This is a genomic window from Streptomyces sp. OfavH-34-F, from assembly GCF_022347745.1.
Classification (GTDB): Bacteria; Actinomycetota; Actinomycetes; order Streptomycetales; family Streptomycetaceae; genus Streptomyces.
Genome location: NZ_JAKRGC010000026.1, coordinates 1 through 26,082, shown reverse-complemented (window position 1 = coordinate 26,082; position 26,082 = coordinate 1). Strand labels below are relative to the sequence as shown.

Below are 26,082 nucleotides of genomic sequence, written 5' to 3'. Positions count from 1 at the left end.
TCCGCCTTCCCGTCCACACCGCCCCCGCCCTCCGCTCCTGCCAAGGAGAGTGCGCCATCAACGCGTCCAGCAGTTCCAACGCCGTGGAGCTCCGCGGTATCACCAAGCGGTTCCCCGGAGTCGTGGCCAACCACGACATCGACATCACCGTGCGCCGCGGCACCGTCCACGCCCTCGTCGGCGAGAACGGCGCCGGCAAGTCCACTCTGATGAAGATCCTGTACGGCATGCAGAAGCCGGACGAGGGCACCATCGCGGTGGACGGCGAACAGGCCGTGTTCTCCAACCCGGGCGACGCCATCGACCGCGGCATCGGCATGGTGCACCAGCACTTCATGCTCGCGGACTACCTCACCGTCCTGGAGAACGTCGTCCTCGGCTCCGAGAAGCTGTACGGCATCGGGGACCGGGCCCGCGCGAAGATCAAGGAGATCTCCGACGCGTACGGCCTCGGCGTCCGCCCGGACGCCATGGTCGAGGACCTCGGCGTCGCCGACCGCCAGCGCGTCGAGATCCTCAAGGTCCTCTACCGGGGCGCCCGCACCCTGATCCTCGACGAGCCCACCGCCGTCCTCGTGCCCCAGGAGGTCGACGCCCTCTTCGACAACCTGCGCGAACTCAAGGCCGAGGGCCTGACCGTCATCTTCATCTCGCACAAGCTGGGCGAGGTCCTGTCGGTCGCCGACGAGATCACCGTCATCCGGCGCGGCACCACGGTCGGCACCGCCGACCCCCGCAACACCACGCCCAAGCAGCTCGCCGAGCTGATGGTCGGCAGCGAACTGCCGTCCCCGGAGACCCGCGAGTCCACGGTCACCGACACCCCCATGCTCACCGTCGACGGCCTGCGGCTCACCGCGACCGACCCGGACGGCGCCGTGCGCGCCGTGCTCGACGGCATCACCTTCACCATCCACAAGGGCGAGGTCCTGGGCATCGCCGGCGTCGAGGGCAACGGCCAGTCCGAACTGGTCGACGCCATCATGGGCATGCGCACCCCGGACGAGGGCACCCTCACCCTGGACGGCACCGACATCTCCCGCACCCCGACGCGCAGGCGCCGCGAGGGCGGCATGGCCGTCATCCCCGAGGACCGCCACCGCCACGGACTCCTCCTGGAGGCCCCCCTCTGGGAGAACCGCGTCCTCGGCCACGTCACCGAGCGCCCCAACAGCCGCGGCGCCTTCCTCGACATCAAGGCCGCCCGCGCCGACACCGAGCGGATCGTGCGCGAGTACGACGTGCGCACCCCCGGCATCGACGTCACCGCGGCCTCCCTCTCCGGCGGCAACCAGCAGAAGCTGATCGTCGGCCGCGAGATGAGCCACGCGCCCAAGCTCCTGATCGCCGCGCACCCCACCCGGGGCGTGGACGTCGGCGCGCAGGCGCAGATCTGGGACCAGATCCGCGAGGCGCGCGTCGAGGGCCTCGCGGTGCTCCTGATCTCCGCCGACCTGGACGAGCTGATCGGGCTCTCCGACACCCTGCGCGTCATGTACCGCGGCCGCCTGGTCGCGGACGCCGACCCGGCGACCATCACCCCCGAGGAACTGGGCTCGGCGATGACGGGCGCGGCCAGCGGCCACCTGGAAGCGCCGGAGGGGGGCGGGACCACCGCCGCCACGGACGACGACACCGACCCCCGCGAAGGGGGAGAGGACCGATGAAGAAGATCGACAAGGAGCGGCTGCTCCTGGGGATCGCGGCCCCCGTACTCGCGATCGTGGTCGCCTTCCTGGTGACGGCACTCGTGCTCGCCGCCACCGGCAAGGAGCCGTTCAACGCCTTCGGCATCATGTTCGACTACGGGCTGAAGTCGGACAGCCAGGTCTACATCCTGAACAAGGCGACGACGTACTACCTCGCGGGTCTCGCGGTGGCCGTCGGCTTCCGGATGAACCTCTTCAACATCGGCGTCGACGGGCAGTACCGCCTCGCCGCCTTCTTCGCCGCCGCGCTCGGCGGCGCGCTGACCCTGCCCGGCGCCCTCCAGATCCCGCTGATCATCCTCACCGCGATGATCGTCGGCGCCATGTGGGCCGGCATCGCCGGTCTGCTCAAGGTCACCCGCGGCGTCAGCGAGGTCGTCTCCACGATCATGCTGAACTCCATCGCGACCGCGGTCATCGGCTACCTGCTCCAGCAGAACCGCCTGGGCCACCTCGACGAGGCCGGCACCAAGATCTCCACCAAGCCGCTGCCGGAGTCCTCGCACTTCTTCGAGTTCCCGACGACGCCCACGCCGATCTGGGGCTTCATCGTCGTCGCCGTCGCCGCCGGCATCGCGTACTGGTTCACCCTCTCGCGCACCCGCTTCGGCTTCGACCTGCGCACGGTCGGCCAGTCCGGCTCCGCCGCCGAGGCCAGCGGCGTCAACGTCCGCCGCATGGTCATCACCTCGATGCTCATCTCCGGCGGCGTCGCCGGCCTCGTCGGCATGCCGACGCTGCTCAACGACAGCCACGAGTTCAGCGGCGACTTCCCCGTCGGCATCGGCTTCACCGGCATCGCCATCGCCCTCCTCGGCCGCAACCACCCCATCGGCATCGCGCTCGGCGCGCTGCTCTGGGGCTTCCTGGAACGCGGCACCGGAAAGCTGGAGTTCGAGGGGTACGACAAGGAGATCGTCGGCGTGATCCAGGGCGTCATCGTCCTGTGCGTCGTCATCGCCTACGAGGTCGTCCGCCGCTACGGACTCAAGCGCCAGCAGAGCAAGGTCGGCGCGGAACTCGCCGCACAGGCCGCCCGTAACTCCGACCAGCAGGAGGTGTCGGCGTGACCGCCACGGCGACTTCCACCCCGCCCCCGGCGGCCCCCAAGGTCTCCGGCGGCAAGAGCGGCCGTTCCCGCCTCTCCTTCCCCGTACTCCTGCTGATCATCGCGGGCGTGCTGCTCGCGCTGTCCGCCGTGCGCGCCATCACCGGCGCCCAGGACGTCACGTCCGCGGGCCAGATCAGCGCCGCCCTCGCCATGGCCGTGCCGATCGGCCTCGCCGGTCTCGGCGGCCTGTGGTCCGAACGCGCCGGCGTGGTCAACATCGGCCTCGAAGGCATGATGATCCTCGGCACCTTCTTCGGTGCCTGGGCCGGCTGGCAGACCAGCCCGTGGATCGGCGTGCTCGCCGGTGTCATCGGCGGCATGCTCGGCGGTCTCCTCCACGCCGTCGCCACCATCACCTTCGGCGTCGACCACATCATCTCCGGCATCGCGATCAACATCCTGGCGCTCGGCTTCACCACCTACTTCGCCAAGCTCTGGTTCAACAGCGGCGAGGCGGCGGCCAAGGGCGGCTCCCCGAAGCAGTCCCCGCCGGCCGACGAGATCACCTCGGTGACGATCCCCGGCCTCTCCGACGGACTGCACTCCATCGAGAAGCACCACTGGTTCTTCGTCTCCGACCTGGCCGGCATCCTCGGCGGTCTGGTCACCAACCTCTCGCTGCTGACGGTCCTGGCCGTGGTCCTCTTCTTCGCGACCTTCTTCGTCCTGTGGAAGACCGCGTTCGGCCTGCGGCTGCGCTCCTGCGGCGAGAACCCGGTCGCCGCCGAATCGCTCGGCGTCAACGTCTACACCTACAAGTACGCCGCGGTGATCGTCTCCGGCGGCCTCGCCGGACTCGGCGGAGCCTTCCTCTCGCTGGTCACCTCGCACATCTACAACGAGGGCCAGACCGGCGGACGCGGCTACATCGGTCTCGCCGCGATGATCTTCGGCAACTGGCGCCCCGGCGGACTCGCCATGGGCGCGGGCCTGTTCGGCTTCGCCGACGCGCTCCAGCTGCGCAACGGCGGCAAGTCCGTCCACGCGCTGCTCCTGCTGCTGTTCGTGGTGCTCGTCGGCATCGCGCTGTGGAAGCTGTACCGCAAGAGCTACACGCAGGGCGTGGTCAGCGCGGTCGTCGCGGCGGCCGTCCTGGTGTGGTACCTCGGCACGGACAGCGTGCCCACCGAGTTCGTGAGCGCGACCCCGTACATCGTCACGCTGCTCGTCCTCTCGCTCTCCGCGCAGCGCCTGCGGATGCCCAAGGCGGACGGCATGCGCTACCGGAAGGGCCAGGGCAAGTGACCGCCCCGGCCTTCACCGACGCCGACTGGGAGGCCCTGCGGGCCGCCGCGCGGGACGCCATGTCCCGCGCGTACGCCCCGTACTCCGGCTACCCGGTCGGCGTCGCCGCCCGCGTCGACGACGGCCGTACGATCACCGGCTGCAACGTCGAGAACGCCTCGTACGGGATCGGGCTCTGCGCCGAGTGCGGCCTGGTCTCCCAGCTGCACGCCACCGGCGGCGGCCGGCTGACCCACTTCACCTGCGTGGACGGGGCGGGCGAGAGCCTCGTCCCGTGCGGCCGGTGCAGGCAGCTGCTGTACGAGTTCGGCGGGCCGGAGCTGATCCTGGAGACCCCGGACGGGCTGCGCACCCTGGACGAGATGCTGCCGCAGGCCTTCGGCCCGGCCCACCTCGGCTGACCCCCGCCGGGTGGACCCGCACCACGGGTCCACCCGGCACTTCTTTTCTCCCTCTATGCGCGTAGAGTCACTGCTCACGCGTGTGTACGAACCTTGTGTTTCGAACCGGCCCGGAAGGACGCCTCACCATGGACGCCATCTCCGTCATCCGCACCAAGCGGGACCGCGGCGAGCTGACACCCGAGCAGATCGACTGGGTCATCGACGCGTACACCCGCGGCGAGGTCGCCGACGAGCAGATGTCCGCGCTCGCCATGGCGATCCTGCTGAACGGCATGAACCGGACCGAGATCGCCCGCTGGACCGCCGCGATGATCGCCTCCGGCGAGCGCATGGACTTCGCCGCGCTCTCCCGCCCCACCACGGACAAGCACTCCACGGGCGGCGTCGGCGACAAGATCACCCTGCCGCTCGCCCCGCTCGTCGCCGCCTGCGGCGCGGCCGTGCCCCAGCTCAGCGGCCGCGGCCTCGGCCACACCGGCGGCACCCTGGACAAGCTGGAGTCCATCCCCGGCTGGCGCGCCCACCTCTCCAACGCCGAGATGCTGGACGTCCTCGACACCACCGGCGCCGTCATCTGCGCCGCGGGCGACGGCCTGGCCCCCGCCGACAAGAAGCTGTACGCGCTGCGCGACGTCACCGGCACCGTCGAGGCGATCCCGCTCATCGCCAGCTCGATCATGTCCAAGAAGATCGCCGAGGGCACCGGCGCCCTCGTCCTGGACGTCAAGGTCGGCTCCGGCGCCTTCATGAAGAACCTCGACGACGCCCGCGAGCTGGCCTCCACCATGGTCGCCCTCGGCACCGACAGCGGCGTCCGCACGGTCGCCCTGCTCACCGACATGTCCACCCCGCTCGGCCTCACCGCGGGCAACGCCCTGGAGGTCCGCGAGTCCGTCGAGGTCCTGGCCGGCGGCGGCCCCCAGGACGTCGTCGATCTCACCCTGGCCCTCGCCCGCGAGATGCTGGACGCGGCCGGGCTGAAGGACGCCGACCCGGAGAAGGCCCTGAGGGACGGCTCCGCGATGGACGTCTGGCGCCGGATGATCTCCGCCCAGGGCGGCGACCCGGACGCCCCGCTCCCGGTCGCCCGCGAGCAGCACGTCATCAAGGCGTCCGCCTCCGGCGTGCTGACCCGCCTGGACGCGTACGACATCGGCGTCGCCGCCTGGCGCCTGGGCGCGGGCCGCGCCCGCAAGGAGGACCCGGTGCAGGCCGGTGCCGGCGTCGAGCTGCACGCCAAGCCCGGCGACGAGGTCACCGCCGGCCAGCCGCTGCTGACCCTCCACACGGACACCCCGGAGAAGTTCGACTACGCCCTCAAGGCCCTCCCGGACGCCTACGACATCGAACCCGCCGGCACCCCGTACACGGCGACCCCGGTGGTGCGGGAACGTATCGCCTGACCTGCGCCTTCCCCATACGGGTGAACGGGACCGGTGGACCACCACCGGTCCCGTTCGGCATGCTGGAAGGTGGTGTCCGACCCATCCCCGTGGAGGAAGGAGCGGCGTCCGGTGCGTGCGGTCGCAAGGCGCCGGAGAGCTCTTGTAGCGGAGCTACCAGGGCTGTTCGGCAACGCGGCGAGCGTGCGTGCCGGGCGTCGCGACGCCGCGGGGATGGGTCGGACACCACCTAGGTGACGCACCAATACGAGGAGAGACCGCCATGAGCGCACTCACCGTCGATCCCGCGCCGGGCCAGGGACAGGGCCAGGAGTGGGACGACCTCGTCCGGATCTGGGAGGAGACGGACGCGCCGGAGGGCTGCAAGGTGGAGATCATCGAGGGGATCGTCACTGTGTCGCCGCCACCGTCCAAGGACCACAATCTCACCGCCGCGCTGCTCCAGCGCAGGCTCTACTCCGTGATCCCGGAGGACTGGGAGATCTTCCAGACCTTGGGCGTCTCCGTTCCCGGCCGGGCCGGGCTCTACATCCCCGACCTCGTGGTCGTCCCGCGAGCCGTGGCGACCGGGCCGGGCAACCGCGTGCCCGCCGAGGAAGCGCTGCTGGTCGTCGAGATCACGTCACAGGCCAACGCCAACCACGACCGCATCGGCAAGGTGCACGGCTACGCGAAGGCGGGCGTCGAGCTGTTCCTCCTGCTGGACCCCTGGCACTCGGGCCGCCCCACCGCCACGCTGTACGGGGAGCCCCGAAGCGGTACGTACCGGCAGCTGGCCACGGTCGAGTACGGCGAGAAGCTGACCCTCCCCGACCCGTTCGGCCTGGACCTGGACACGGGGATCTTCCCGGCCGGCTGAGACGCCCCGGCTGAGTCGCCCGGCCGGTCGCGGTGAGTCGCCGCGCGTCCGGGCGATGAGTTTTCGGCGCGGTCCCGGTCTGCCAGGGTATGGAAGCCCTGCCCCCGGCCGCGCTCGTCCTCTCCGGGCATCTCACCCGCGCCGCCGTCCCGCGCCTGTGCGCCGAGCTGGAAGCCGTGCTGGCGGCGACCCCGGCCGCGGTCACGGCGATCGACTGCGACCTGAGCGGCCTGGTCCGCCCGGACCTGACCACGGTGGAAGCCCTGGCCCGCCTCTCCCTGACCGCGCGCAGGACGGGCGACCGCCGCCTGCGCCTGCGGGGGACGCCCCCGGAGTTGCGGTCCCTGCTGAACCTGGTGGGGCTGGGCGATGTGGTGGGGGACGGGCGGCCGTGAACCGGGGGCCGCCCGCCCCGCGCCCCGCGCTACGCCGCGTCCGCCTCCAGGTGGTCCGGCAGGCCGAACAGCGGGAACCACCGGGGCGTGTCCAGGAAGCAGTGCATGCCCGTGATCGCGCCGTCCGAGATGTCGATGACCTGGACCGCCCAGGGGATGAAGCCGGGGCCCTCCGGATTCGGCTTGTAGTGGGCGAAGGCCGGGGTGCCGTTGGCGGAGGTCGCGAGGAGACGGGAGCCGGCGCAGCCCGCGCCGATGGAGGTCATGAAGCCGGTGATGTCGTCGTGGCCCTGGAGCCAGAGGTCGAACGGCGGCATCGTCATCACCGCGTCCTCGTGGAGGAGGGCGGTCAACGCCTTCATGTCGTAGCCCTCGAACGCCGCCACGTACCGCTCCAGGAGCTTGGCCTGCTCCTCGTCCAGCGGGTTCGCCGCGTCGGCGGCCACCGACTCGTGGTCGGTGAGCGTCGCCCGTGCGCGCTGCAGGGCGCTGTTGACCGAGGCGACCGAGGTGTCGAGCAGCTCCGCCACCTCGGCGGCCTTCCACGCCAGCACCTCGCGCAGGATCAGCACGGCCCGCTGCTTCGGCGGCAGGTGCTGGAGCGCGGCGACGAACGCGAGCCGCACCGACTCGCGCGCCACCGCCGCCTCCGCCGGGTCCTCGACCGTCGGCAGGATGCGGCCGTCCGGCATCGGCTCCAGCCAGGTGTTCTCCGGCAGCGGGTTGAGCGCGGCCTGCGCGAGCGGCGTCGGCCCCGACAGGTCCACCGGCCGCGCCCGCTTCTTGCCCGCGTTCAGCATGTCGAGGCACACGTTGGTCGCGATGCGGTACAGCCAGGAACGCAGCGAGGACCGGCCCTCGAACTTGTCGAAGTTGCGCCAGGCCCGGACGAGCGTGTCCTGGACCGCGTCCTCCGCCTCGAAGGCCGAGCCGAGCATCCGGTAGCAGTAACCCGTCAGCTCGACCCGGTACCCCTCCAGCCGGCTGTCGATGTCGTCGGCCGCCCCGGAGCCGGACCCCGCTGCCGCCGCCGCTGTCAGTTCACTCATCGCCCGATCCACCCCTGTTGCGCTGTGATACCGCTCACTTCACTCAGCACGTCGGAAGCTACCGCAGGCCACTGACAACGGGGGCGGGAAGAGCGGAAACCGGTCAGGTCCCCGGCTTGCGGCCGTACACGTAGACGTCGTCGCCGTTCTTCAACAGGTTCCAGTATGACTTCGCGTCGGCGGTGCGCATGTTGACGCAGCCGTGCGACCCCGGCGGGTTCCACATCTTCACGCCGACCGCGTGGAACGCCTGCCCGCCGTCGAAGAACTGCGAGTACGGCATGGACACGTGGTAGATCGACGACACGTGGTTCTTGTGGCGCCAGTAGATCTTCTTCGCGCCCGTCCGGGTCTCGTACTTGTCCCGCCCCGTCCGCACCGGAACCGGCCCGAACTTCAGCTTCTTGCCGTCCTGGATCCAGCTCAGCTGCCGCGTCAGGTCGACGCAGGCGATCCGCCCCTTGTTGGTGGGGCACTTCTTGGCCTTGTTCGGGTTCTTCCCGGCCGCCTTCTGCGCGGTCAGCGTCTGCATCGTGCGCCAGGTGACCGGTCCCGCGTAACCGATGGTCGGAGTGACCCCGTACGTGCTCTGGAACGACCGGATCGCCTTGCAGTCGGCCGACGACTGCTTGCCGTCCACCTTCAGGTGCAGGTACTTCTCGACCTGCTTCTGGTACGGCCCGGTCGACTTCGTGCAGGACGCCGCCTGCGCGCTGCCGCCCGTACCGATGACGAACGCCGGTATCGCGGTCAGCGCCGCGACGGACAGTACGAGCCCGCGCCGCACCCGTACGCCCCCGGTACCCCGAGTGTTCCGCATCTTCTTCCCCACTCCCATGTACGCCAACTCCCCTTCGCGCGCACTGCGGTGATTCCGCCTGCTAGATGCGCGAAGGGGAGTGGTTGGTTGTACGCGAAATGTCTCAGTTCTGTACGGACGCCACCGGGACGGGCCTCAGCCGCTCGGCGCGGGCGGCCCGCGTCCCGTACAGCGTGATGGTCACGACGCCGAGTACGGCGAACAGCCCCAGGGCCACCGTGCCCGCCCAGCCGCCGGAGTGGAAGGCGACCGCACCGAGCGTGCCGCCCGCGCTGGAACCCAGGTAGTACGCCGACTGGTACAGGGCCGACGCCTGCGCGCGCCCCGTGGTCGCCGTACGGCTCACCGCCGACGAGGCGACCGCGTGGCCCGCGAAGAACCCGGCCGTGATCAGCACCAGGCCGAGCAGGACGGCGGCCAGCCGGTCCGCCAGCGAGAGCAGCAGGCCCGCCGCCGTGGTCGAGACGGCCAGGTACAGCGCGCCCCGGCGCCCGAGCCGGCCCACCAGCCGCCCGGCCGCCGCGGAGGAGACCGTGCCCACGAGGTAGACGAGGAAGATCGACCCGACGATGCCCTGCGGCAGGTTGAACGGGGCCTCCACCAGCCGGTAACCGATGACCGTGTACACCGCGCCGAACACCGTCATGAACAGCGCGCCGATCGCGTACAGCCTGCGCAGCAGCGGGTTGGCGAGGTGCGAACCGACCGTCCTGGCCAGGGCCTTCGGGTTCAGCGTGCCCGGAGTGAAGTGCCGGGCGCGCGGGATCATGTAGTGGAAGACGACCGCGCAGACCACGGCCAGCAGCCCGACCGCGCCGAGCGCCGCCCGCCAGCCCCACAGCTGCGCGACCCAGCCGGTGAGGATGCGGCCGGTCATCCCGCCGATGCTGTTGCCGGCCACGAACAGCCCGATCGCGGCGACGAGCGCCTTGGGCCGCACCTCTTCCGCCAGGTACGCCATCGCCGACGCGGGCAGCCCGGCGAGCGCGGCACCCTGCACGGCGCGCAGCGCGATCAGCCAGCCGAGCGAGGGTGCGAACGGCACGAACAGCCCGACCGCCACCGCGACCACCAGCGAGGCCGTCATCATCTGCCGCCGCCCGAATCGCTCCGACAGCGCGCTCAGCGGCAGCACGCACAGCGCCAGCGCGCCGGTCGCCGCGGAGACCGTCCAGCTCGCCTGCCCGGCCGTGGCGCCGAACGACGCGGACACGGCGGGCAGCAGGGCCTGCGTGGAGTAGAGGAGTGCGAACGTCGCGACACCGGCGGCGAAGAGGGCGAAGCTCATCCGGCGGTAGCCGGGGCGGCCGGGTTCGAGCCGGTCGGTGGTGTCGGCGACGGGGGACGGCTGGGTCGAGGCGGCCACGGTGAGGGTGACCGCCCCGGTACTGGCAGGAGGCATGCGACGAACCTAGGCCGGTCCCCGTTCATGCGTCCAATGCACAAACGGCGAATAATCCATCCCATGGCGCATCAGCACAGCTCACAGCCTCGGCTGTCACCGAGCAGTTACGAAGAAGACATCCGCGCGGTTCTCGCGCCGCGCCTCGCGTACTTCGCGGCGGTCGCCCGCCACGAGCACGTGACGCGCGCCGCGCAGGAACTGGGCGTCCCGCAGTCCACCCTCTCGCGCGCGATGGTCCGGCTGGAGGCGGACCTGGGCGTCGCCCTGTTCGCCCGCAAGGGCCGCACCGTCTCCCTCACCCCGGCGGGCCGCACCTTCCTCGGCTCCGCCGAACGCGCCCTCGCCGAGGTGGAGAAGGCCGCCGACTCGGTGCGCGCCGACGCGGACCCCACGGCGGGCAAGGTGGCCTTCGGCTTCCTCCACACGATGGGCTCCGAGACCGTCCCCGCTCTCCTCCGCGCCTTCCGGGCCGACCACCCCCGCGTCCGCTTCCAACTCGTCCAGAACTACGGCGAGGCCATGATCGAACGCCTCCGCGCCGGCGGCCTCGACCTCTGCCTCACCTCCCCGGTCCCGGACGCCCCCGACCTCGTCACCCGCCGCCTCGACGAACAGCGCCTGCGCCTGGTCGTCCCCGAGGACCACCGCCTGGCCACCCGCCGCCGCATCCGCCTCGCCGAAGCGTCGGACGAAACCTTCGTCACCCTCGAACCCGGCTACGGCCTGCGCCGCATCACGGACGACCTCTGCGCCGAGGCCGGCTTCACCCCGCGCGTCGCCTTCGAGGGCGAGGAGGCGGAAACCCTGCGCGGCCTGGTCGCCGCGGGCCTCGGCGTCGCCCTGCTCCCGCCCCCCGCCGTGGCCCGCCCGGGCGTGGTCGAACTGACGGTGACGGCCCCGAGAGCGGTGCGCGAAATCGGCGTCGCCTGGCTGGACGGCCACCCGGACACGGCCCCGGTGGCGGCGTTCAAGAAGTTCCTGCTGAGCCGCCGGGGCAACCTGCTGGCGTAGAAACCGACCCGGTGCACAACGCGGAGCGACCACGACACGCCTTCATGGAGCACCGTGGCTGTCCCCGCGCGTGCGGGGAGCAGCGGAGTCGCTACTGAGGCGGCGTCCCCACCGCGCTCGCCTCCGCCCCGCCCCGCCTCCTCACCCCCTCAGTGACTCCCCGAAGCCCACCGCCAGCGGCATCCGCAGGCCCAGGGGTGGCGGGGCCGCCAGTGCGTCGGCCAGGGGGCGGGCATAGGGGTGGCCGAAGAGGGTGCCGCGGATGAAGTCGGCGCACAGAGCCGTCACTTCGGAGCGGTGCTGGCGCAGGGCGTGGCCGTCCGAGTGGACCTCGAAGCGGCACGTGTCGCGGTGGATCTTCTTGGCGCGCTGGGCCAGGCGGAACGACAACTCCGGTGCGCAGCGGGCGTCGTTGGTGCCGTGGACCAGCAGGACCGGGCGGCCCACCAGGTGCTTGACCGGCTCCGGGTCGGCGGACGGGTCGCCCGGCAGCCAGGGGGCCAGGGCCAGGACCGCGCCGACCGAGGCGTGGCCGCCTGCCCGCAGGGCCGCGCGGGCGCCCATGCCGTGGCCGGCCAGGCAGACCGGGACGTCGCCGTAGCGGCGCACCGTCTCCTCCACCGCCCACTCCGCGTCCGCCGCGAGCTGTGCGGCGTCCTCGTTCCAGCCCCGGCAGCGGTAGCGCACCACATGGGTGGCGAGGCCGTCGTCGCGCCCCGCGTGCGCCAGGGCGCGGGCGAGGGGGAACAGGCGGGCGTGGGAGAGGGAGGAGGGGCGGCGGGTGGAGTGGGGTTCGCCGTCCGGGAGCAGCAGGACCACGCCGCCGACCGTTGTTGTTCCGGCCGCCGCTCCGACGGCCCGTCCCAGCCTTGCCGCAGGCTGGGGGAGTGCGCGCTGTGCCATGGCGTAACAGTGTCAGACGCGGGGGTGTACGCCACCCCTGTTCGCCGTGTCTGTTACGTGCGGGCGCTGCGGGGCTCCGCCCGGACGCGCCCTTCCCGTCCCGCGTATCCGTTATGCAACGACAAGCGCGCTCTACGCGCGTAGGCGTTAGAGTGCGTGAATGATGAGCCCCACCCTCAACGTGCCCGGCCCGGACCAGATCCGGCGGGCCCCCAAGGTCCTTCTGCACGACCACCTCGACGGCGGGCTGCGACCCGGCACGATCGTCGATCTCGCCGCCGCGGTCGGGTACGACGCCCTTCCCGAGTCCGAGCCGGACAAACTCGGTATCTGGTTCCGGGAGGCCGCCGACTCCGGTTCGCTGGAGCGGTACCTGGAGACGTTCGCCCACACCTGCGCCGTCATGCAGACCCGTGACGCGCTGTTCCGGGTCGCCGCCGAGTGCGCCGAGGACCTGGCGGCCGACGGCGTCGTCTACGCCGAGGTGCGTTACGCCCCCGAGCAGCACCTGGAAGCCGGGCTGACCCTCGAAGAGGTCGTCGAGGCCGTCAACGAGGGGTTCCGCGAGGGCGAGCGGCGGGCCAGGCAGGACGGCAACCGCATCCGCGTCGGCGCCCTGCTCACCGCCATGCGGCACGCCGCGCGGTCCCTGGAGATCGCCGAACTCGCCAACCGCTACCGCGACCAGGGCGTCGCCGGGTTCGACATCGCGGGCGCCGAGGCCGGCTTCCCGCCCACCCGGCACCTGGACGCGTTCGAGTACCTCAAGCGCGAGAACAACCACTTCACGATCCACGCGGGCGAGGCGTTCGGGCTGCCGTCGATCTGGCAGGCCATCCAGTGGTGCGGCGCCGACCGGCTCGGGCACGGGGTCCGGATCATCGACGACATCGAGATCGCCGAGGACGGCTCCGTGAAGCTGGGCCGGCTCGCCTCCTACGTGCGGGACAAGCGCATCCCGCTGGAGATGTGCCCGACCTCCAACCTCCAGACCGGCGCGGCCGCCTCGTACGCCGAGCACCCCATCGGGCTGCTGCGGAAGCTGCATTTCCGGGCCACCGTGAACACGGACAACCGGCTGATGAGCGGCACCAGCATGAGCGGCGAATTCGAGAAGCTGACCGAGACTTTCGGATACACGCTCGACGACATGCAATGGTTCACCGTCAACGCGATGAAGTCGGCGTTCATTCCTTTCGATGAACGTCTTGCGATGATCAACGACGTCATCAAGCCCGGATACGCCGAGCTCAAGTCCGAATGGCTTTTCGAGCAGACCGCTGCGACCAGCGTGTCTTCCTCGCTCGCCGGCTGAGGAAGCGGTAAGGAAAACGGCCGGGGAAAGGTTTCCCCGGCCGTTTTTGCGGGGTGGCGATATTTGCGGACCGGGGTGGCGGCTGACTACGTTGCGAAGCCGCTCACATCCCCTTCCCCAAGGATGAATGTCATATGAAGCAGTCTGCTGCCCGGACCCTCGGCGTCGCCGCCCTCGGTGCCGCTTTCGCCGCTGCCGCCGCCGGTACTGCCTCGGCCTCCGCGCTGCCGCTGGAGACCGTGACCGGCGTGGTGCCCGTCGCCGGAGCGGTGGCCGACGCCACCTCGACGCTGCCGGTCCAGGACACCGCCGACCAGCTCCTCGGCACCAGCCAGACGAAGGTCCTGGGCGACGCCACCGCGCCGGTCCAGGGCCTCATCGGCGGCCTGCCGGCCGGCGGCGTGACCGCCAACGGCCTCACCGCCAACGGGGTGCCGCTCGGCCGCTGATCCGGCGGCAGCCGCAGCACGCCTGCGGGCGGGCCCCCGCCGGGGCCCGCCCGTCGTCATGTCCGCCGGACGGTCACCAGGCGGCCGACGACGACGGCCGCTCCTGGGGCAGCAGCAGCCAGAGCGCCAGATAGAGCAGGAACTGCGGTCCCGGCAGCAGGCACGAGACCAGGAAGACGACGCGCATGGTCGTCGCCGACGTGCCGAAGCGCCTCGCCAGCGCTGCGCACACTCCGCCGATCATGCGTCCGTCACGGGGGCGGGCAAGTGCGGCCATGGTGGGCTCCTTCGCGAACGTTGCGGGGAGCAGTCCGTCGTGCTCCCGATGCATCCATCGTCGCGCGACGAACAGGGGCAAAGCGTCGCTCTACGGGGCCATCCCGACCCTGGAAATCGTCGGGGTCGAACCCTGAGCCGCTTCGTGCCCGCCCCGCGCCACCACCGGGCGCTCCTGTCCGGCGCGCCGGCGCAGCCGGGCCCGGGCCGCCGGTACCACCATGACGTGCGCCAGCGCGACGCCCGCCGTGTTCAGGAACAGCGAGTCGACGTCCACGACCTGGCCGGGCACCCCGGTCTGCCCCAGCTCGATGGCCAGCGAGATCAGCGACCCCGCCGCCACCGTGCGGGCGAGCGACAGCCACGGGGACACGTACAGCCGGCCGTCAGCCATCGGGAGCAGCACCCCCAGCGGCGCCAGCAGCAGCAGCGCACCGCCGATCTGGCGGAACGCGGCGGCGGGGCCGAGCGACAGGTCGGCCTTGATGCCGGCGAGCGGTGAGAAGTTGGCGGCGGTCACCCACGGCACATCCAGCGGGCGCAGCGTGAGCCACCCGACGAGCAGCAGGTGCGCGAGGAGCAGCGACACCCCTGCCGCGCGGAAACGGATGACGGCCTGGCCGTCCGTACTGTGACGCACGAAGCCCTAGACGCGGTCGGCGACAGGATCGGTTCCGCCCCCACCGGGGAGACCTGCCTCACGAACCGGACCCGCCCCGGGACGCCCCGCGCGGACCCCCTAAGGGACGCCCACCGTGCTCGGCATCGCCTTCGGGCTCGCCTTCGTGTCCGCCGTGCACAGGTAGCCGCGCGCCGGGTAGTCGCCCGGCCCGCCCAGCGTCACCTGCTCGTCGGACGTCAGCGACGCGTGCTCGGCGAAGGTGCAGACGATCTGCGCCAGGGCCTCCGCCGGCAGGTCCTCCGGCTGTGTGCTGAGCCGCAGCACCTCTTCCGCGTCGTCCGTGCGCGGGCCCGAGACCCGCAGCCCCTCGGGGACGTTCGTGGAGAAGCCCGCCTGCCGCTCGTCCGCCGTGGGCCGCCTGCGCAGCTCGTCCAGCAGCCCGGTCGCGGTCGCGAGCCGGTCCCCCCGCGCCTCCTGGACCCGCACCGCGCGGTCCACCGTCACCAGCTGCGAGGCGCACACCAGGTACACCTGCACGGGGATGCCCCGCCCGGTTTGCGAGACGTCCGAGGCGGGCATCGCGCACGGCACCCGGGACGGGGCGGCACCGGCGTCCACCGGCACCGAGGTCGTACGGATGCCGCAGCCCGCCGCCAGTACGGCACAGAGTGCGGCACCTGCCAGGGCGGCGGCGGTTCGGTGTCCCCGGCGTTCGCTGCGCCTCACGTCGCGTCGTCCTCCTGGTGGTCCGGTATCGGTGCGTCGTGATCGTCGGCGCCGCTGTCCAGCGCCCCGGCGTCGCGCGGCAGGCGCAGCACGAAGACCGCCCCGTCCCCGTCGGGCGAGTTGTGGGCGGTGATGTCGCCGTTGTGGATGTGCGCGTTCTCCACGGCGATGGACAGCCCGAGCCCGCTGCCGTCCGAACGCGGCCGGGACGCGCTGGCCTTGTAGAAGCGGTCGAAGACGTGCGGCAACACGTCCTCGGGGATGCCGGGGCCGTGGTCGCGGACCTCGATGACCAGCTCCTCGCCCTCGATGCGCACCGACACCCGCACCGGCGAACCGCCGTGCTTGAGCGCGTTGCCGATCAGGTTGGCCAGGATCACGTCGAGCCGGCGCGGATCGAGGCGGACCATCATGCCGCGCTCGGCGTCCAGCTCCACCGCGTCCAGCCACGCACGGGCGTCGATGCAGGCGGTCACCTGGTCCGCCACGTCCACGGTGTCCAGGACCAGCCGGGCCGTGCCCGCGTCGAAGCGGGTGACCTCCATCAGGTTCTCCACCAGGTCGTTCAGCCGCCGGGTCTCGCTGACCACCAGGTTCACGGCGGGCGCGATCATCGGATCGAGGCTGTCCACCTCGTCCTCCAGGACCTCCGTGACCGCGGTGAGCGCCGTCAGCGGGGTGCGCAGCTCGTGCGACATGTCGGCGACGAAGCGGCGGCTGGCCTCCTCGCGCGCGCTCATGTCGGCGACCTTCTTCTCCAGCGAACTGGCCGTCCGGTTGAACGTGCGCGACAGGTCGGCCAGTTCATCGGTGCCGGACACTTCGAGCCGGGTGTCGAGCTTGCCCTCGCCGAGCTTGCGGGCCGCGTCCCCGAGCCGCTGCACCGGCCGGAGCACGGTCGTCGCGGCCGCCTGCGCCAGCAGCGCGGAGCCGACCAGGGCGAGCGCCGTGGCGATGCCCAGCGACCAGGCGAGCGAGGAGAGGTCCTCGCGCTCCTGGTCGAGCGACTTCAGCATGTAGCCGGTCGGCCCGCCGCCGATGATCTTCGTACCGGCGACGAGGTACGGCGTGCCGCCGATCGAGGTGCGCTGCCAGAACAGGTGGTACTCGTACTTGTTGCCCGCCTTGACCGGCTGCTTGCGGTTCACCTGCTCCTGGAGCGACGGCGGAACGTTGCTGCGGGTGAAGGTGTCCAGGTCGGAGTTGCCGACGATGGGCTTGCCCGGCTCGCGCTCGTCGATCAGCAGCACGCTGTAGCCGGGGCTGCTGTTCGCCATCTGCACGGCCGCCGCCTGCAGGTCCTCCTTGGTGGGACGCAGCGGCAGCGAGGCGGCGCGCGTCTGCATCTCCTGGCGGAAGTCCCCGAGCGCCGCGTCCTGCGTACGCGTCAGCACCGCCTCGCGGTTCAGCCAGTACGCGATGCCGGAGGCCGACACGGCGGCGGTCAGGGCGACCAGCGCGAAGACGATGACGAGCCGCAGCCGCAGGCTGGTCCAGCGGAGCCCGGCGCGCAGGCCCCGCCGCACAGCCGTGCTCACTGCGGCGAGTCCAGCCGGTACCCGACGCCCCGTACGGTACGGATCAGGGTCGGCGACGACGGCACGTCCTCCACCTTGGCGCGCAGGCGCTGGACACAGGCGTCCACCAGACGGGAGTCGCCCAGGTAGTCGTGCTCCCAGACCAGGCGCAGGAGTTGCTGCCGGGACAGGGCCTGGCCGGGCCGGCGGCTCAGTTCCAGCAGCAGGCGCAGCTCGGTCGGCGTGAGCTGGAGGTCCTCGCCGTTCTTGGTGACGGTCATCGCGGAACGGTCGATCACCACGTTCCCGAACGTCGCGGAGTCGGTCGACTCCCGCTCGCCGCGGCGCAGCACCGCGCGGATACGGGCGTCGAGCACCCGCCCCTGCACGGGCTTGACCACGTAGTCGTCGGCGCCGGACTCCAGGCCGACGACGACGTCGATGTCGTCGCTGCGCGCGGTCAGCAGGATGATCGGCAGCTGGTCGGTACGGCGGATGCGGCGGCACACCTCGAATCCGTCGATTCCGGGCAGCATCACGTCCAGCACGACCAGGTCGGGGCGCTGCTCGCGCAGCAGGTTGAGGCCGTCCTCTCCCGTCGCCGCGGTGGCCACACGGTGGCCCTGGCGTGACAGCGAGAGTTCGAGGGCCGTGCGGATGGCGTCGTCGTCCTCGATCAGCAACAGGAAAGGCACTTGGTCATTCTGACCCATGGGGCGCCCCGGTTCGACAGTCGGTCCCCCCTGATGTGCGCCCCATTCGTCCCTCATGCATCGGGAAGCCGGGATTGGTGCCCCCGCCGGGCGCTGTGACAGCCCTGTGACAGTCGGGGGACAGCGCCATGAAACTGCCCCGGCAAGCTCATTGGCACAGGGAACGACGGACTCCACCGATGGGGGGCGCGGGATGAACACGACTCACAGCATCAACGCGAGCGCAGTGGTCACGCGTCTGCACGACGTCGGCCGGAGCCCGGAGAAGTCCGGCGCCGCAGTGAACGGACGGGGGTGCGTTCGAGGCGCCGGGCGTCAGCACACGTCATTCATGACGGTGGTTGACGCGGGGGGAAGCGCGTACGGGGAGGGCTCGGGGGAGCGGAAGGCACCGGCCGTGTCCGAGGACGCCGAAGCGGCGTTCACGGCCTACGTCCGGGAGCGCCGCGCCTCCCTGTACGCCACCGCCTATCACCTGACCGGCGACCGCTTCGAGGCGGAGGACCTGCTCCAGAGCGCCCTCTTCTCGACGTACCGGGCCTGGGACCGCATCAGCGACAAGGCCGCGGTCGGCGGATATCTGCGCCGCACGATGACCAATCTGCACATCAGTGCCTGGCGCAGGCGCAAGCTGAACGAATACCCGACCGAGGAGCTGCCGGAGACGGTGGGCGACACGGACGCGATGCGCGGGACGGAGCTGCGCGCCGTGCTCTGGCAGGCGCTGGCGCGGCTGCCGGAACTGCAGCGCACGATGCTCGTCCTGCGGTACTACGAGGGCCGCACGGACCCGGAGATCGCGTCCATCCTCGACATCAGTGTCGGCACGGTGAAGTCGAGCATCTGGCGGTCGCTCCGCCGGCTGCGCGAGGACGAGGTCCTCAGCTTCGGCCGTGACCAGGAGGAGTCCTTCGGCGAGCTGGTGGTCTGAAGGCTGGGGGGAAACGGGGGCGTCGCCGTCTCGGGGGAGGCGGTGGCGTGATCACGGGGGACCGAACGGGGGGTCGGGGGAAACGGGGGAACACGGGGGAGAACGGGGTACGGGGGAAAGCTGCGGGGTCGGACGGGCCGGGGGGTCCTGTCCGACCCCGCGGCGCGTCGTGCGCTCAGGGCGCGGCCGGGGTGCGGCAGCGGCCCGCCGCGGCTGCGGCCAGGCGCCCCAACGCCTCCCGCTTCGCGCAGGGATGCGCTCCCAGCGCCGCGTGACGGGCCACGATGCGCCGCTCCATCCGCATCAGCCGCCACCCCCGCCGCAGCAGGAACGGCACCGACTTGCGGCCCTCGCGCAGATCGCGCAGCAGCCGGCGGCGGAACGTCGTCGAGGGGCGCCCGCGCAGACAGAGCGCGTCGGCCAGCAGCCCGCCCTCCTGACAGCGGTCGATGATGTCCGCCGCGAAGATGCCCTCCGCCACGAACAGCGGGGTGCGCCCGATGTGCAGGGTCTCGTGTCCGGTGCGGGAGCTGGTGGAGATGTCGTACACCGGCACGTCGGCGCTGCCGCCGTCGCAGAGCCGCCGGATCGCGGTGACGGCCGCGTCCGCGTCCCAGGAGTCCGGGGAGTCCCAGTCGATGTCCGTGCTGCCGGGGACGAGCGGCAGCGTGGGGTCGCCGGCCTCCTTGTAGAAGTCGTCGAGCCGCAGCACCGGAAGACCGGTCCGGGCCGCCAGGGACGACTTGCCGGAGCCGGAGGGGCCGGTCAGGAGGACGACGCGGGTCGGAAGCGCTTGGGAACTCACAGAACACGAGTTTGAGGCATTGACCCGCGCAGGGGACCACCGGAGGTCTCGTTGGTAGCGCGCATCACATCTCCACTACTCTGTGCGCTCGGACGATTACCCGGCCGATGGTTCGATCGGCCCGATCAGGTGGGAAATCCATGGCACGACACGCACTGTCCAAGTCCCGGCGCCGCACCCTGCTGCGGGCGGGTCTGACCGTCACCGCGGTGGGAGCCGCGCTCGGCGCGGGGGGTGCGGCGGCCCAGGCGGCCCCGCTGCCCGTCGTCCAGGAGACCGGCACCGACACCGTCCTCGGGGAGGCCACCGAGGCGGCCGGCGGCGCCGTCACGGGGGCCCTCGGCCACGCCGTGGGGAACAGCGTCGCCCCCGTGACCCATCTGCGGCTCGACCCGCTGGCCGGCACCGGCACGGACCCGCTGGACAACGCGGTGGGCACGCAGGTCGCCGACTTCAAGCCGCTCTCCACCACCCTGGTCACCGATCCGCTCACCAGCGGCGGCGCGCTCAAGGACCTGCCCCTGGTGGGCCCGGTCCTGGACGGCCTGCACGGCTGACGGCACGGCACACCGCCCCCGGCGCACGCCGAACGGCCCGTTCCCCGCGGAAACCTCCGGGAAACGGGCCGTACGCGCGTACGTCAGTACGAGGAGCCCGAGGCGCCCAGCGCGCCCGTGGGGTGCCACACGGTCTTCGTCTCCAGGAAGGCCGTCAGCCGGTGGGTGCCGGGATCGGCCGTCCAGTCCTCGCCGTCGCCGTCCACACGCTGTGGACGGGCGACGCGCTTGAGGTTGTCGGCCGCCGCGATCTCCAGCTCCTTCGCCAGGGCCGCGTCCGCGCCCGTGAGGTCGATGCCGTTCACGTCCTGGTGGGCGGCGAGCGGCGCCGCGATCTCCGCCGTCTTCCCCGACAGGATGTTGACCACACCCCCCGGGAGGTCCGAGGTGGCCAGCACCTCGCCCAGCGACAGGGCGGGCAGCGGGGACTTCGCGGAGGCCACCACGACCACCGTGTTGCCGGTGGCGATCACCGGGGCCACCACGGAGACCAGCCCCAGGAACGACGACTCCTGCGGAGCGAGGACCGTCACCACACCCGTCGGCTCGGGCGTCGACAGGTTGAAGAACGGACCCGCCACCGGGTTCGCCCCGCCCACCACCTGGGCGACCTTGTCCGTCCAGCCCGCGTACCAGACCCAGCGGTCCACCGCCGCGTCCACGACGGCAGCCGCCTTCGACTTCGACAGGCCCTCCGCCTCGGCCACCTCGCGCACGAACTGCTCGCGGCGGCCCTCCAGCATCTCCGCGATCCGGTAGAGGATCTGGCCGCGGTTGTACGCGGTCGCGCCGGACCAGCCGCCGAACGCCTTGCGGGCGGCCACGACCGCGTCCCGCGCGTCCTTGCGCGACGACTGGGGCGCGTTCGCCAGCCACTTGCCCTTCGAGTCCGTCACCTCGTACACCCGGCCGCTCTCGGAACGGGGGAACTTGCCCCCGACGTACAGCTTGTAGGTCTTGAAGACGCTCAGACGGTTATCGGACATCGAGGTACGCCTCCAGGCCGTGGCGACCGCCTTCGCGGCCGAAGCCCGACTCCTTGTAACCGCCGAACGGCGAGGTCGGGTCGAACTTGTTGAACGTGTTGGCCCAGACGACGCCCGCCCGGAGCTTGTTCGCCACCGCGAGGATGCGCGAGCCCTTCTCCGTCCAGATGCCGGCCGAGAGCCCGTACTGGCTGTTGTTCGCCTTGGCGACCGCCTCGTCCGGCGTACGGAACGACAGCACGGACAGCACCGGGCCGAAGATCTCGTCGCGGGCGATCGTATGCGCCTGGGTGACGTTGGTGAACAGCGTCGGGGCGAACCAGTACCCCGCCGAGGGCAGTTCGCACGGGGCCGTCCAGCGCTCCGCGCCCTCCGCCTCGCCGGTCTCGGTGAGCGCGGTGATCCGGGCCAGCTGCTCCGCGGAGTTGATCGCGCCGATGTCCGTGTTCTTGTCCAGCGGGTCGCCGAGGCGCAGCGTGGTCAGCCGGCGCTTGAGGGCGTCCAGCAGCTCGTCCTGGACCGACTCCTGGACCAGCAGCCGGGAGCCCGCGCAGCAGACCTGGCCCTGGTTGAAGAAGATGCCGGTGACGATGCCCTCGACGGCCTGGTCGAGAGGGGCGTCGTCGAAGACGATGTTGGCGCCCTTGCCGCCCAGCTCCAGCGTGACCCGCTTGTCCGTCCCCGCGACCTCACGGGCGATGGCCTTGCCGACGGCGGTCGAGCCGGTGAAGGCCACCTTGTTCACGTCGGGGTGCGCGACGAGCGCCTGGCCCGCCTCGCCGTACCCCGTCAGGATGTTCACGACACCCTTGGGCAGGCCCGCCTGGCGGCAGATGTCCGCGAAGAACAGCGCGGACAGGGGCGTCGTCTCGGCGGGCTTGAGGACCACCGTGTTGCCCGTGGCGAGCGCCGGGGCGATCTTCCACGCCAGCATCAGCAGCGGGAAGTTCCACGGGATGACCTGCCCGGCCACGCCCAGCGGGCGCGGGGCGGGGCCGAAGCCCGCGTGGTCCAGCTTGTCGGCCCAGCCCGCGTAGTAGAAGAAGTGCGCGGCGACCAGCGGGAGGTCCGCGTCGCGGGTCTCCCTGATCGGCTTGCCGTTGTCCAGCGTCTCCAGGACCGCCAGCTCGCGGCTGCGCTCCTGGATGATCCGGGCGATCCGGAACAGGTACTTGGCGCGCTCGGAGCCGGGCAGCGCCGACCACTTCTCGAACGCGCGGCGGGCCGCCTTCACGGCTCGGTCCACGTCCTCGGCGCCGGCCCGCGCGACCTCGGACAGCACCTCCTCGCTGCTCGGCGAGACCGTCTTGAAGACCTTGCCGTCCGCCGCGTCGGTGAACTCACCGTCGATGAACAGGCCGTACGAAGGGGCGATGTCGACGACGGAGCGGGACTCCGGCGCCGGTGCGTACTCGAATGCGGATGCCATGGGTATCAGTCCACCGTCACGTAATCGGGGCCGGAGTAACGGCCGGTGCTGAGCTTCTGGCGCTGCATCAGCAGGTCGTTCAGCAGGCTGGAGGCGCCGAAGCGGAACCAGTGGTTGTCCAGCCAGTCCTCGCCCGCCGTCTCGTTGACCAGCACGAGGAACTTGATCGCGTCCTTCGACGTGCGGATGCCGCCGGCCGGCTTCACACCGACCTGGACGCCGGTCTGCGCCCGGAAGTCGCGCACCGCCTCCAGCATCAGCAGGGTGTTCGCGGGCGTGGCGTTGGTCGCCACCTTGCCGGTCGAGGTCTTGATGAAGTCCGCGCCCGCCAGCATCCCGAGCCAGGAGGCCCGCCGGATGTTGTCGTACGTGGACAGCTCACCGGTCTCGAAGATCACCTTGAGCCGGGCGGAGCCGCACTCCGCCTTCACGGCGACGATCTCCTCGTACACCTTCAGGTAGCGGCCGGCCAGGAACGCGCCCCGGTCGATCACCATGTCGATCTCGTCGGCACCGGCCGCCACGGCGTCCCGGACGTCCGCGAGCTTCACGTCGAGCGCGGCGCGCCCGGCGGGGAAGGCCGTCGCCACGGACGCCACCTTGACGCCGGAGCCGGCCAGGGCGGCGGCCGCGGTGGCCGCCATGTCGGGGTACACGCAGACCGCGGCGGTGCGCGGCGTCGTGCGGTCGGTGGGATCGGGGTTGACGGCCTTGGCGGCGAGCGCCCGGACCTTGCCGGGGGTGTCCGCGCCTTCCAGCGTCGTCAGGTCGATCATCGAGATGGCCAGGTCGATGGCGTACGCCTTGGCCGTCGTCTTGATCGACCTGGTTCCGAGGGAGGCGGCGCGCGCTTCGAGGCCGACCGCGTCGACGCCGGGCAGCCCGTGCAGGAAGCGGCGCAGCGCACTGTCGGACGCCGTCGCGTCGGCGAATGCGGGGAGGGTGGTGGGCATGGTCACCAGAGGAGCATATCTACGCGCGTAGCGACCTGTACAGGGGCCCAGGTCACCGCCACTCCCGCACCGCACCGCCGCGCCCCCGCGACGCGTCAGGCACAATCGGGCTCATGACGAGCCCCACGCCCCCCGACGAGCCCACCTACGCCGACCGGACCTTCCGGTCGCCCGCCGGGCTGGCCGGAGGAGTCCTGCTCCTCGCGCTCATCGGCTGGATCGGCATCGACGCCGCCTTCCGGGGCGAGGGACGGGTGCCGTGGCTGGCCCTCGCCGGGCTGCTGACCGCGGTGCCGCTGATCGTCGCCTTCACGCTGCGCCCGGTGGTGGCCGCCAACGACCGGCGCATCCGCATCCGCAACCCGTTCCGCACGATCACGCTGCCCTGGACCGACGTCGCCGACGTCCGCGCCGGGTATTCGAGCGAGCTGTTCACCCGGGACGGCGTGAAGTACCAGCTGTGGGCCGTGCCCGTGTCGCTGCGGCAGCGCAAGAAGGCCGCCCGCCAGCAGTCCCGCCAGGCGGTGGACGATCCCTACCGCCGCACGTCCGTCACCACCGACGTACGGAACAGCAAGGCACGCACCGCCCCCGCCGACCAGGCCGTGGCCGATCTGCGGGAGCTGGCCGAGCGCGCGGGCGACAAGCCGCTGGACGACGCCCCCACCGCGTCGGTGCGCTGGGCGTACGAGGTCATCGTGCCGTGCGTGGTGGGCGCGGTGCTGCTCGTGGTCCTCGGCTCGCTCGGCTGATCCGGGGGCGGGCCCCGCTGCCCGCCCCCGTCCGCCCCGTCGCCGCCGTCAGATGCCGGCGGCGGCCGCCAGGTCGCGCCTGATGCCGCTCAGCAGCTCCGCGGCCCTGGCGCGGGCCGCCGGCAGCTCGCCGGGCGCGCCGACCGGCACCACGACCTCCAGGTAGCACTTCAGCTTCGGCTCCGTGCCGCTCGGCCGGACGATCACCCGGGCACCATCGAGCCCGTAGCGCAGCCCGTCGGTCGGCGGCAGCCGGTCCGTGCCGCGCGAGAGGTCCTCCGCCGAGGTCACCGGCAGCCCGGCCAGCGCGGCCGGCGGACGCTCCCGCAGCCGGCGCATGGCGTCCGCGATGACCGACAGGTCCTGCACCCGCACCGACAGCTGGTCCGTCGCGTGCAGCCCGTGTTCCAGCGCGAGGTCGTCCAGCAGGTCGAGGAGCGTACGGCCGTCCTCCTTGAGCACGGAGGCCAGCTCCGCGACGAGCAGCGCGGCCGTGATGCCGTCCTTGTCGCGGACGCCCTCCGGATCCACGCAGTAGCCGAGCGCCTCCTCGTACCCGTACCGCAGCCCCTCCACACGGGCGATCCACTTGAAGCCCGTCAGGGTCTCCTCGTACCCCAGGCCCGCCTTCTCGGCGATCCGGCCCAGCAGCGAGGACGAGACGATCGACTCCGCGAACACGCCGGTGGCGCCCCGGCGCACCAGATGGGCGGCGAGCAGCGCGCCGACCTCGTCGCCCCGCAGCATCCGCCAGCCGCCGTCCACCGACGCGTCCGGGACGGCGACGGCGCAGCGGTCCGCGTCGGGGTCGTTCGCGATGACGAGGTCCGGTGCGGCGCGGCGCGCGGTGGCGAACGCGAGGTCCATCGCGCCGGGCTCCTCCGGATTGGGGAAGGCCACGGTGGGGAAGGCGGGGTCCGGCTCGGCCTGCTCCGCGACGAGCACCGGGGCGGGGAAGCCGGCCCGGTCGAACGCGGCGGTGAGCACGGAGGCGCCGACGCCGTGCATCGCGGTGTACACCACGCGGGCGGTACGCGGGGACGCGGCGTCGAGCACGGCGTCCGTGCGCGCCAGGTAGGCGTCCAGCACCTCCTCGCCCAGGGTCTCCCAGCCGGTGTCCGGGCGCGGGACGCCGTCCAGCGGGCCGACGGCCGCGATGGCGGCGGCGATCTCGCCGTCCGCCGGGGGCACGATCTGCGAGCCGTCGCCGAGGTAGACCTTGTAGCCGTTGTCGCGGGGCGGGTTGTGGCTGGCGGTCACCTCGACGCCGGCGACGGCCCCCAGATGCCGTATGGCGTACGCGAGGACCGGGGTCGGCAGCGGGCGGGGGAGCACCGCCGCGCGCAGGCCCGCGCCGGTCATCACGGCCGCCGTGTCGCGGGCGAAGTCGGCGGACTTGTAGCGGGCGTCGTAGCCGATGACGACGAGGCCGTCCCGGTGCCCCCGGTCCTTCAGGTACGCGGCGAGGCCGGCGGCGGCGCGGATGACCACCGAGCGGTTCATGCGCAGGGGGCCGGCGCCGAGTTCGCCCCGGAGCCCGGCGGTGCCGAACTGGAGGGTGCCGGCGAAGCGGGCGGCCAGCTCGTCGGTGTCCCCGGCGTCGATGAGCTTCGCGAGCTCGTCGCGGGTGTCGGGGTCGGGGTCCTCGGCGAGCCAGGTGCGGGCGCGGGCGAGGAGGTCCGGGGGCGTGGTCACGGTGTTCGCCTTTCGGGGTGGGGGCGCGGTGCGGGGTTCGGC

At 72.0% G+C, this 26,082-nt stretch carries 27 protein-coding genes; 13 read left to right on the top strand and 14 right to left on the bottom strand.

Translation table 11 applies throughout. The features are described from left to right. The first annotated feature begins 83 nt into the window (after positions 1-83). The 7 genes from MHW47_RS07545 to MHW47_RS07515 all read left to right on the top strand — a co-directional run bounded on the left by MHW47_RS07545 (position 84) and on the right by MHW47_RS07515 (position 7,126). Positions 84-1,667: an ABC transporter ATP-binding protein gene (locus MHW47_RS07545; RefSeq protein ID WP_239221852.1), complete on the top strand. Its 1,584-nt coding sequence runs from the start codon at positions 84-86 to the stop codon at positions 1,665-1,667. Next, a complete protein-coding gene (locus tag MHW47_RS07540; RefSeq protein ID WP_239221851.1) occupies positions 1,664-2,779 on the top strand; it encodes an ABC transporter permease in 1,116 nt (371 codons plus the stop codon). The genes MHW47_RS07545 and MHW47_RS07540 overlap by 4 nt, the downstream gene beginning before the upstream one ends. Further along, a complete protein-coding gene (locus MHW47_RS07535) occupies positions 2,776-4,065 on the top strand; it encodes an ABC transporter permease (RefSeq protein ID WP_239221850.1) in 1,290 nt (429 codons plus the stop codon). Before MHW47_RS07540 ends, MHW47_RS07535 begins: the two co-directional genes overlap by 4 nt. Continuing rightward, positions 4,062-4,466, top strand: a complete 405-nt coding sequence (locus MHW47_RS07530) for a cytidine deaminase (RefSeq protein ID WP_308381538.1) — start codon at positions 4,062-4,064, stop codon at positions 4,464-4,466. Before MHW47_RS07535 ends, MHW47_RS07530 begins: the two co-directional genes overlap by 4 nt. A gap of 128 nt (positions 4,467-4,594) precedes the next feature. Then, positions 4,595-5,872, top strand: a complete 1,278-nt coding sequence (locus MHW47_RS07525; protein ID WP_239221849.1) for a thymidine phosphorylase — start codon at positions 4,595-4,597, stop codon at positions 5,870-5,872. A 262-nt stretch (positions 5,873-6,134) separates the two neighbouring features. Continuing rightward, the gene (locus MHW47_RS07520) at positions 6,135-6,731 is read left to right on the top strand and encodes a Uma2 family endonuclease (protein WP_239221848.1); all 597 of its coding nucleotides are present in this window, start codon (positions 6,135-6,137) and stop codon (positions 6,729-6,731) included. 89 nt (positions 6,732-6,820) lie between these two features. Beyond that, on the top strand, positions 6,821-7,126 hold the full coding sequence (locus MHW47_RS07515) for a lipid asymmetry maintenance protein MlaB (protein WP_239221847.1): 306 nt from the start codon (positions 6,821-6,823) through the stop codon (positions 7,124-7,126). Positions 7,127-7,155: 29 nt separating this feature from the next. On the opposite strand, the gene MHW47_RS07510 is transcribed toward MHW47_RS07515, so the two are convergent. The 3 genes from MHW47_RS07510 to MHW47_RS07500 form a co-directional block, all read right to left on the bottom strand. Then, the gene (locus MHW47_RS07510) at positions 7,156-8,175 is read right to left on the bottom strand and encodes a sigma-70 family RNA polymerase sigma factor (protein ID WP_239221846.1); all 1,020 of its coding nucleotides are present in this window, start codon (positions 8,173-8,175) and stop codon (positions 7,156-7,158) included. Positions 8,176-8,278: 103 nt separating this feature from the next. Next, on the bottom strand, positions 8,279-8,995 hold the full coding sequence (locus MHW47_RS07505; RefSeq protein WP_239221845.1) for a L,D-transpeptidase family protein: 717 nt from the start codon (positions 8,993-8,995) through the stop codon (positions 8,279-8,281). A 103-nt stretch (positions 8,996-9,098) separates the two neighbouring features. After that, positions 9,099-10,397 carry an MFS transporter gene (locus MHW47_RS07500; protein WP_239221844.1) on the bottom strand — a complete coding sequence of 433 codons (1,299 nt, stop codon included), beginning with the start codon at positions 10,395-10,397 and terminating at the stop codon, positions 9,099-9,101. A gap of 63 nt (positions 10,398-10,460) precedes the next feature. Here MHW47_RS07500 and MHW47_RS07495 point away from each other — a divergent pair, with 63 nt between their 5' ends. Next, positions 10,461-11,411, top strand: a complete 951-nt coding sequence (locus MHW47_RS07495) for a LysR family transcriptional regulator (RefSeq protein WP_239221843.1) — start codon at positions 10,461-10,463, stop codon at positions 11,409-11,411. Between the two features lie 141 nt (positions 11,412-11,552). Here the strand turns inward: MHW47_RS07495 and MHW47_RS07490 are convergent, their stop codons facing one another. Further along, positions 11,553-12,314 carry an alpha/beta hydrolase gene (locus MHW47_RS07490; RefSeq protein ID WP_239221842.1) on the bottom strand — a complete coding sequence of 254 codons (762 nt, stop codon included), beginning with the start codon at positions 12,312-12,314 and terminating at the stop codon, positions 11,553-11,555. A gap of 160 nt (positions 12,315-12,474) precedes the next feature. On the opposite strand from MHW47_RS07490, the gene MHW47_RS07485 reads away from it, so the two are divergent. Both MHW47_RS07485 and MHW47_RS07480 read left to right on the top strand, forming a co-directional pair. Then, positions 12,475-13,629 carry an adenosine deaminase gene (locus MHW47_RS07485; RefSeq protein WP_239221841.1) on the top strand — a complete coding sequence of 385 codons (1,155 nt, stop codon included), beginning with the start codon at positions 12,475-12,477 and terminating at the stop codon, positions 13,627-13,629. Positions 13,630-13,763: 134 nt separating this feature from the next. After that, positions 13,764-14,078: a hypothetical protein gene (locus MHW47_RS07480; RefSeq protein WP_239221840.1), complete on the top strand. Its 315-nt coding sequence runs from the start codon at positions 13,764-13,766 to the stop codon at positions 14,076-14,078. Between the two features lie 73 nt (positions 14,079-14,151). Here MHW47_RS07480 and MHW47_RS07475 read toward each other — a convergent pair whose 3' ends face one another. From MHW47_RS07475 to afsQ1, 5 genes are all read right to left on the bottom strand, one after another. Beyond that, positions 14,152-14,355 (bottom strand): PspC domain-containing protein, encoded by a 204-nt coding sequence (locus MHW47_RS07475; protein WP_239221839.1) that lies wholly within the window; start codon positions 14,353-14,355, stop codon positions 14,152-14,154. A 90-nt stretch (positions 14,356-14,445) separates the two neighbouring features. Continuing rightward, positions 14,446-14,994 (bottom strand): VanZ family protein, encoded by a 549-nt coding sequence (locus MHW47_RS07470; protein ID WP_239221838.1) that lies wholly within the window; start codon positions 14,992-14,994, stop codon positions 14,446-14,448. Positions 14,995-15,093: 99 nt separating this feature from the next. Further along, positions 15,094-15,702 carry a hypothetical protein gene (locus MHW47_RS07465; protein ID WP_239221837.1) on the bottom strand — a complete coding sequence of 203 codons (609 nt, stop codon included), beginning with the start codon at positions 15,700-15,702 and terminating at the stop codon, positions 15,094-15,096. Then, positions 15,699-17,240, bottom strand: coding sequence for a HAMP domain-containing sensor histidine kinase (locus MHW47_RS07460; RefSeq protein WP_239221836.1), 1,542 nt, complete (start codon positions 17,238-17,240; stop codon positions 15,699-15,701). Before MHW47_RS07460 ends, MHW47_RS07465 begins: the two co-directional genes overlap by 4 nt. Then, positions 17,237-17,914 carry a two-component system response regulator AfsQ1 gene (gene afsQ1 / locus MHW47_RS07455; protein WP_026171255.1) on the bottom strand — a complete coding sequence of 226 codons (678 nt, stop codon included), beginning with the start codon at positions 17,912-17,914 and terminating at the stop codon, positions 17,237-17,239. Before afsQ1 ends, MHW47_RS07460 begins: the two co-directional genes overlap by 4 nt. A gap of 211 nt (positions 17,915-18,125) precedes the next feature. On the opposite strand from afsQ1, the gene MHW47_RS07450 reads away from it, so the two are divergent. Further along, the gene (locus MHW47_RS07450) at positions 18,126-18,863 is read left to right on the top strand and encodes a SigE family RNA polymerase sigma factor (RefSeq protein WP_239221835.1); all 738 of its coding nucleotides are present in this window, start codon (positions 18,126-18,128) and stop codon (positions 18,861-18,863) included. A 175-nt stretch (positions 18,864-19,038) separates the two neighbouring features. On the opposite strand, the gene MHW47_RS07445 is transcribed toward MHW47_RS07450, so the two are convergent. After that, entirely contained in the window at positions 19,039-19,668 is a 630-nt protein-coding gene (locus MHW47_RS07445) for a uridine kinase (protein WP_239221834.1), read from the bottom strand. Positions 19,669-19,808: 140 nt separating this feature from the next. On the opposite strand from MHW47_RS07445, the gene MHW47_RS07440 reads away from it, so the two are divergent. Next, the gene (locus MHW47_RS07440; RefSeq protein ID WP_239221833.1) at positions 19,809-20,225 is read left to right on the top strand and encodes a hypothetical protein; all 417 of its coding nucleotides are present in this window, start codon (positions 19,809-19,811) and stop codon (positions 20,223-20,225) included. Positions 20,226-20,308: 83 nt separating this feature from the next. Here the strand turns inward: MHW47_RS07440 and MHW47_RS07435 are convergent, their stop codons facing one another. From MHW47_RS07435 to deoC, 3 genes are read right to left on the bottom strand one after another with little or no spacing between them, the layout of a single operon-like run. Beyond that, positions 20,309-21,211: an aldehyde dehydrogenase family protein gene (locus tag MHW47_RS07435; protein ID WP_239221832.1), complete on the bottom strand. Its 903-nt coding sequence runs from the start codon at positions 21,209-21,211 to the stop codon at positions 20,309-20,311. Further along, on the bottom strand, positions 21,201-22,640 hold the full coding sequence (locus MHW47_RS07430; RefSeq protein ID WP_239221831.1) for an aldehyde dehydrogenase family protein: 1,440 nt from the start codon (positions 22,638-22,640) through the stop codon (positions 21,201-21,203). Before MHW47_RS07430 ends, MHW47_RS07435 begins: the two co-directional genes overlap by 11 nt. Positions 22,641-22,645: 5 nt before the next feature. Further along, entirely contained in the window at positions 22,646-23,593 is a 948-nt protein-coding gene (gene deoC, locus MHW47_RS07425; protein WP_239221862.1) for a deoxyribose-phosphate aldolase, read from the bottom strand. A gap of 113 nt (positions 23,594-23,706) precedes the next feature. On the opposite strand from deoC, the gene MHW47_RS07420 reads away from it, so the two are divergent. Continuing rightward, a complete protein-coding gene (locus tag MHW47_RS07420; RefSeq protein WP_239221830.1) occupies positions 23,707-24,345 on the top strand; it encodes a PH domain-containing protein in 639 nt (212 codons plus the stop codon). A gap of 48 nt (positions 24,346-24,393) precedes the next feature. Here the strand turns inward: MHW47_RS07420 and MHW47_RS07415 are convergent, their stop codons facing one another. Beyond that, positions 24,394-26,040, bottom strand: a complete 1,647-nt coding sequence (locus MHW47_RS07415; RefSeq protein WP_239221861.1) for a phospho-sugar mutase — start codon at positions 26,038-26,040, stop codon at positions 24,394-24,396. Positions 26,041-26,082 lie beyond the last annotated feature (42 nt).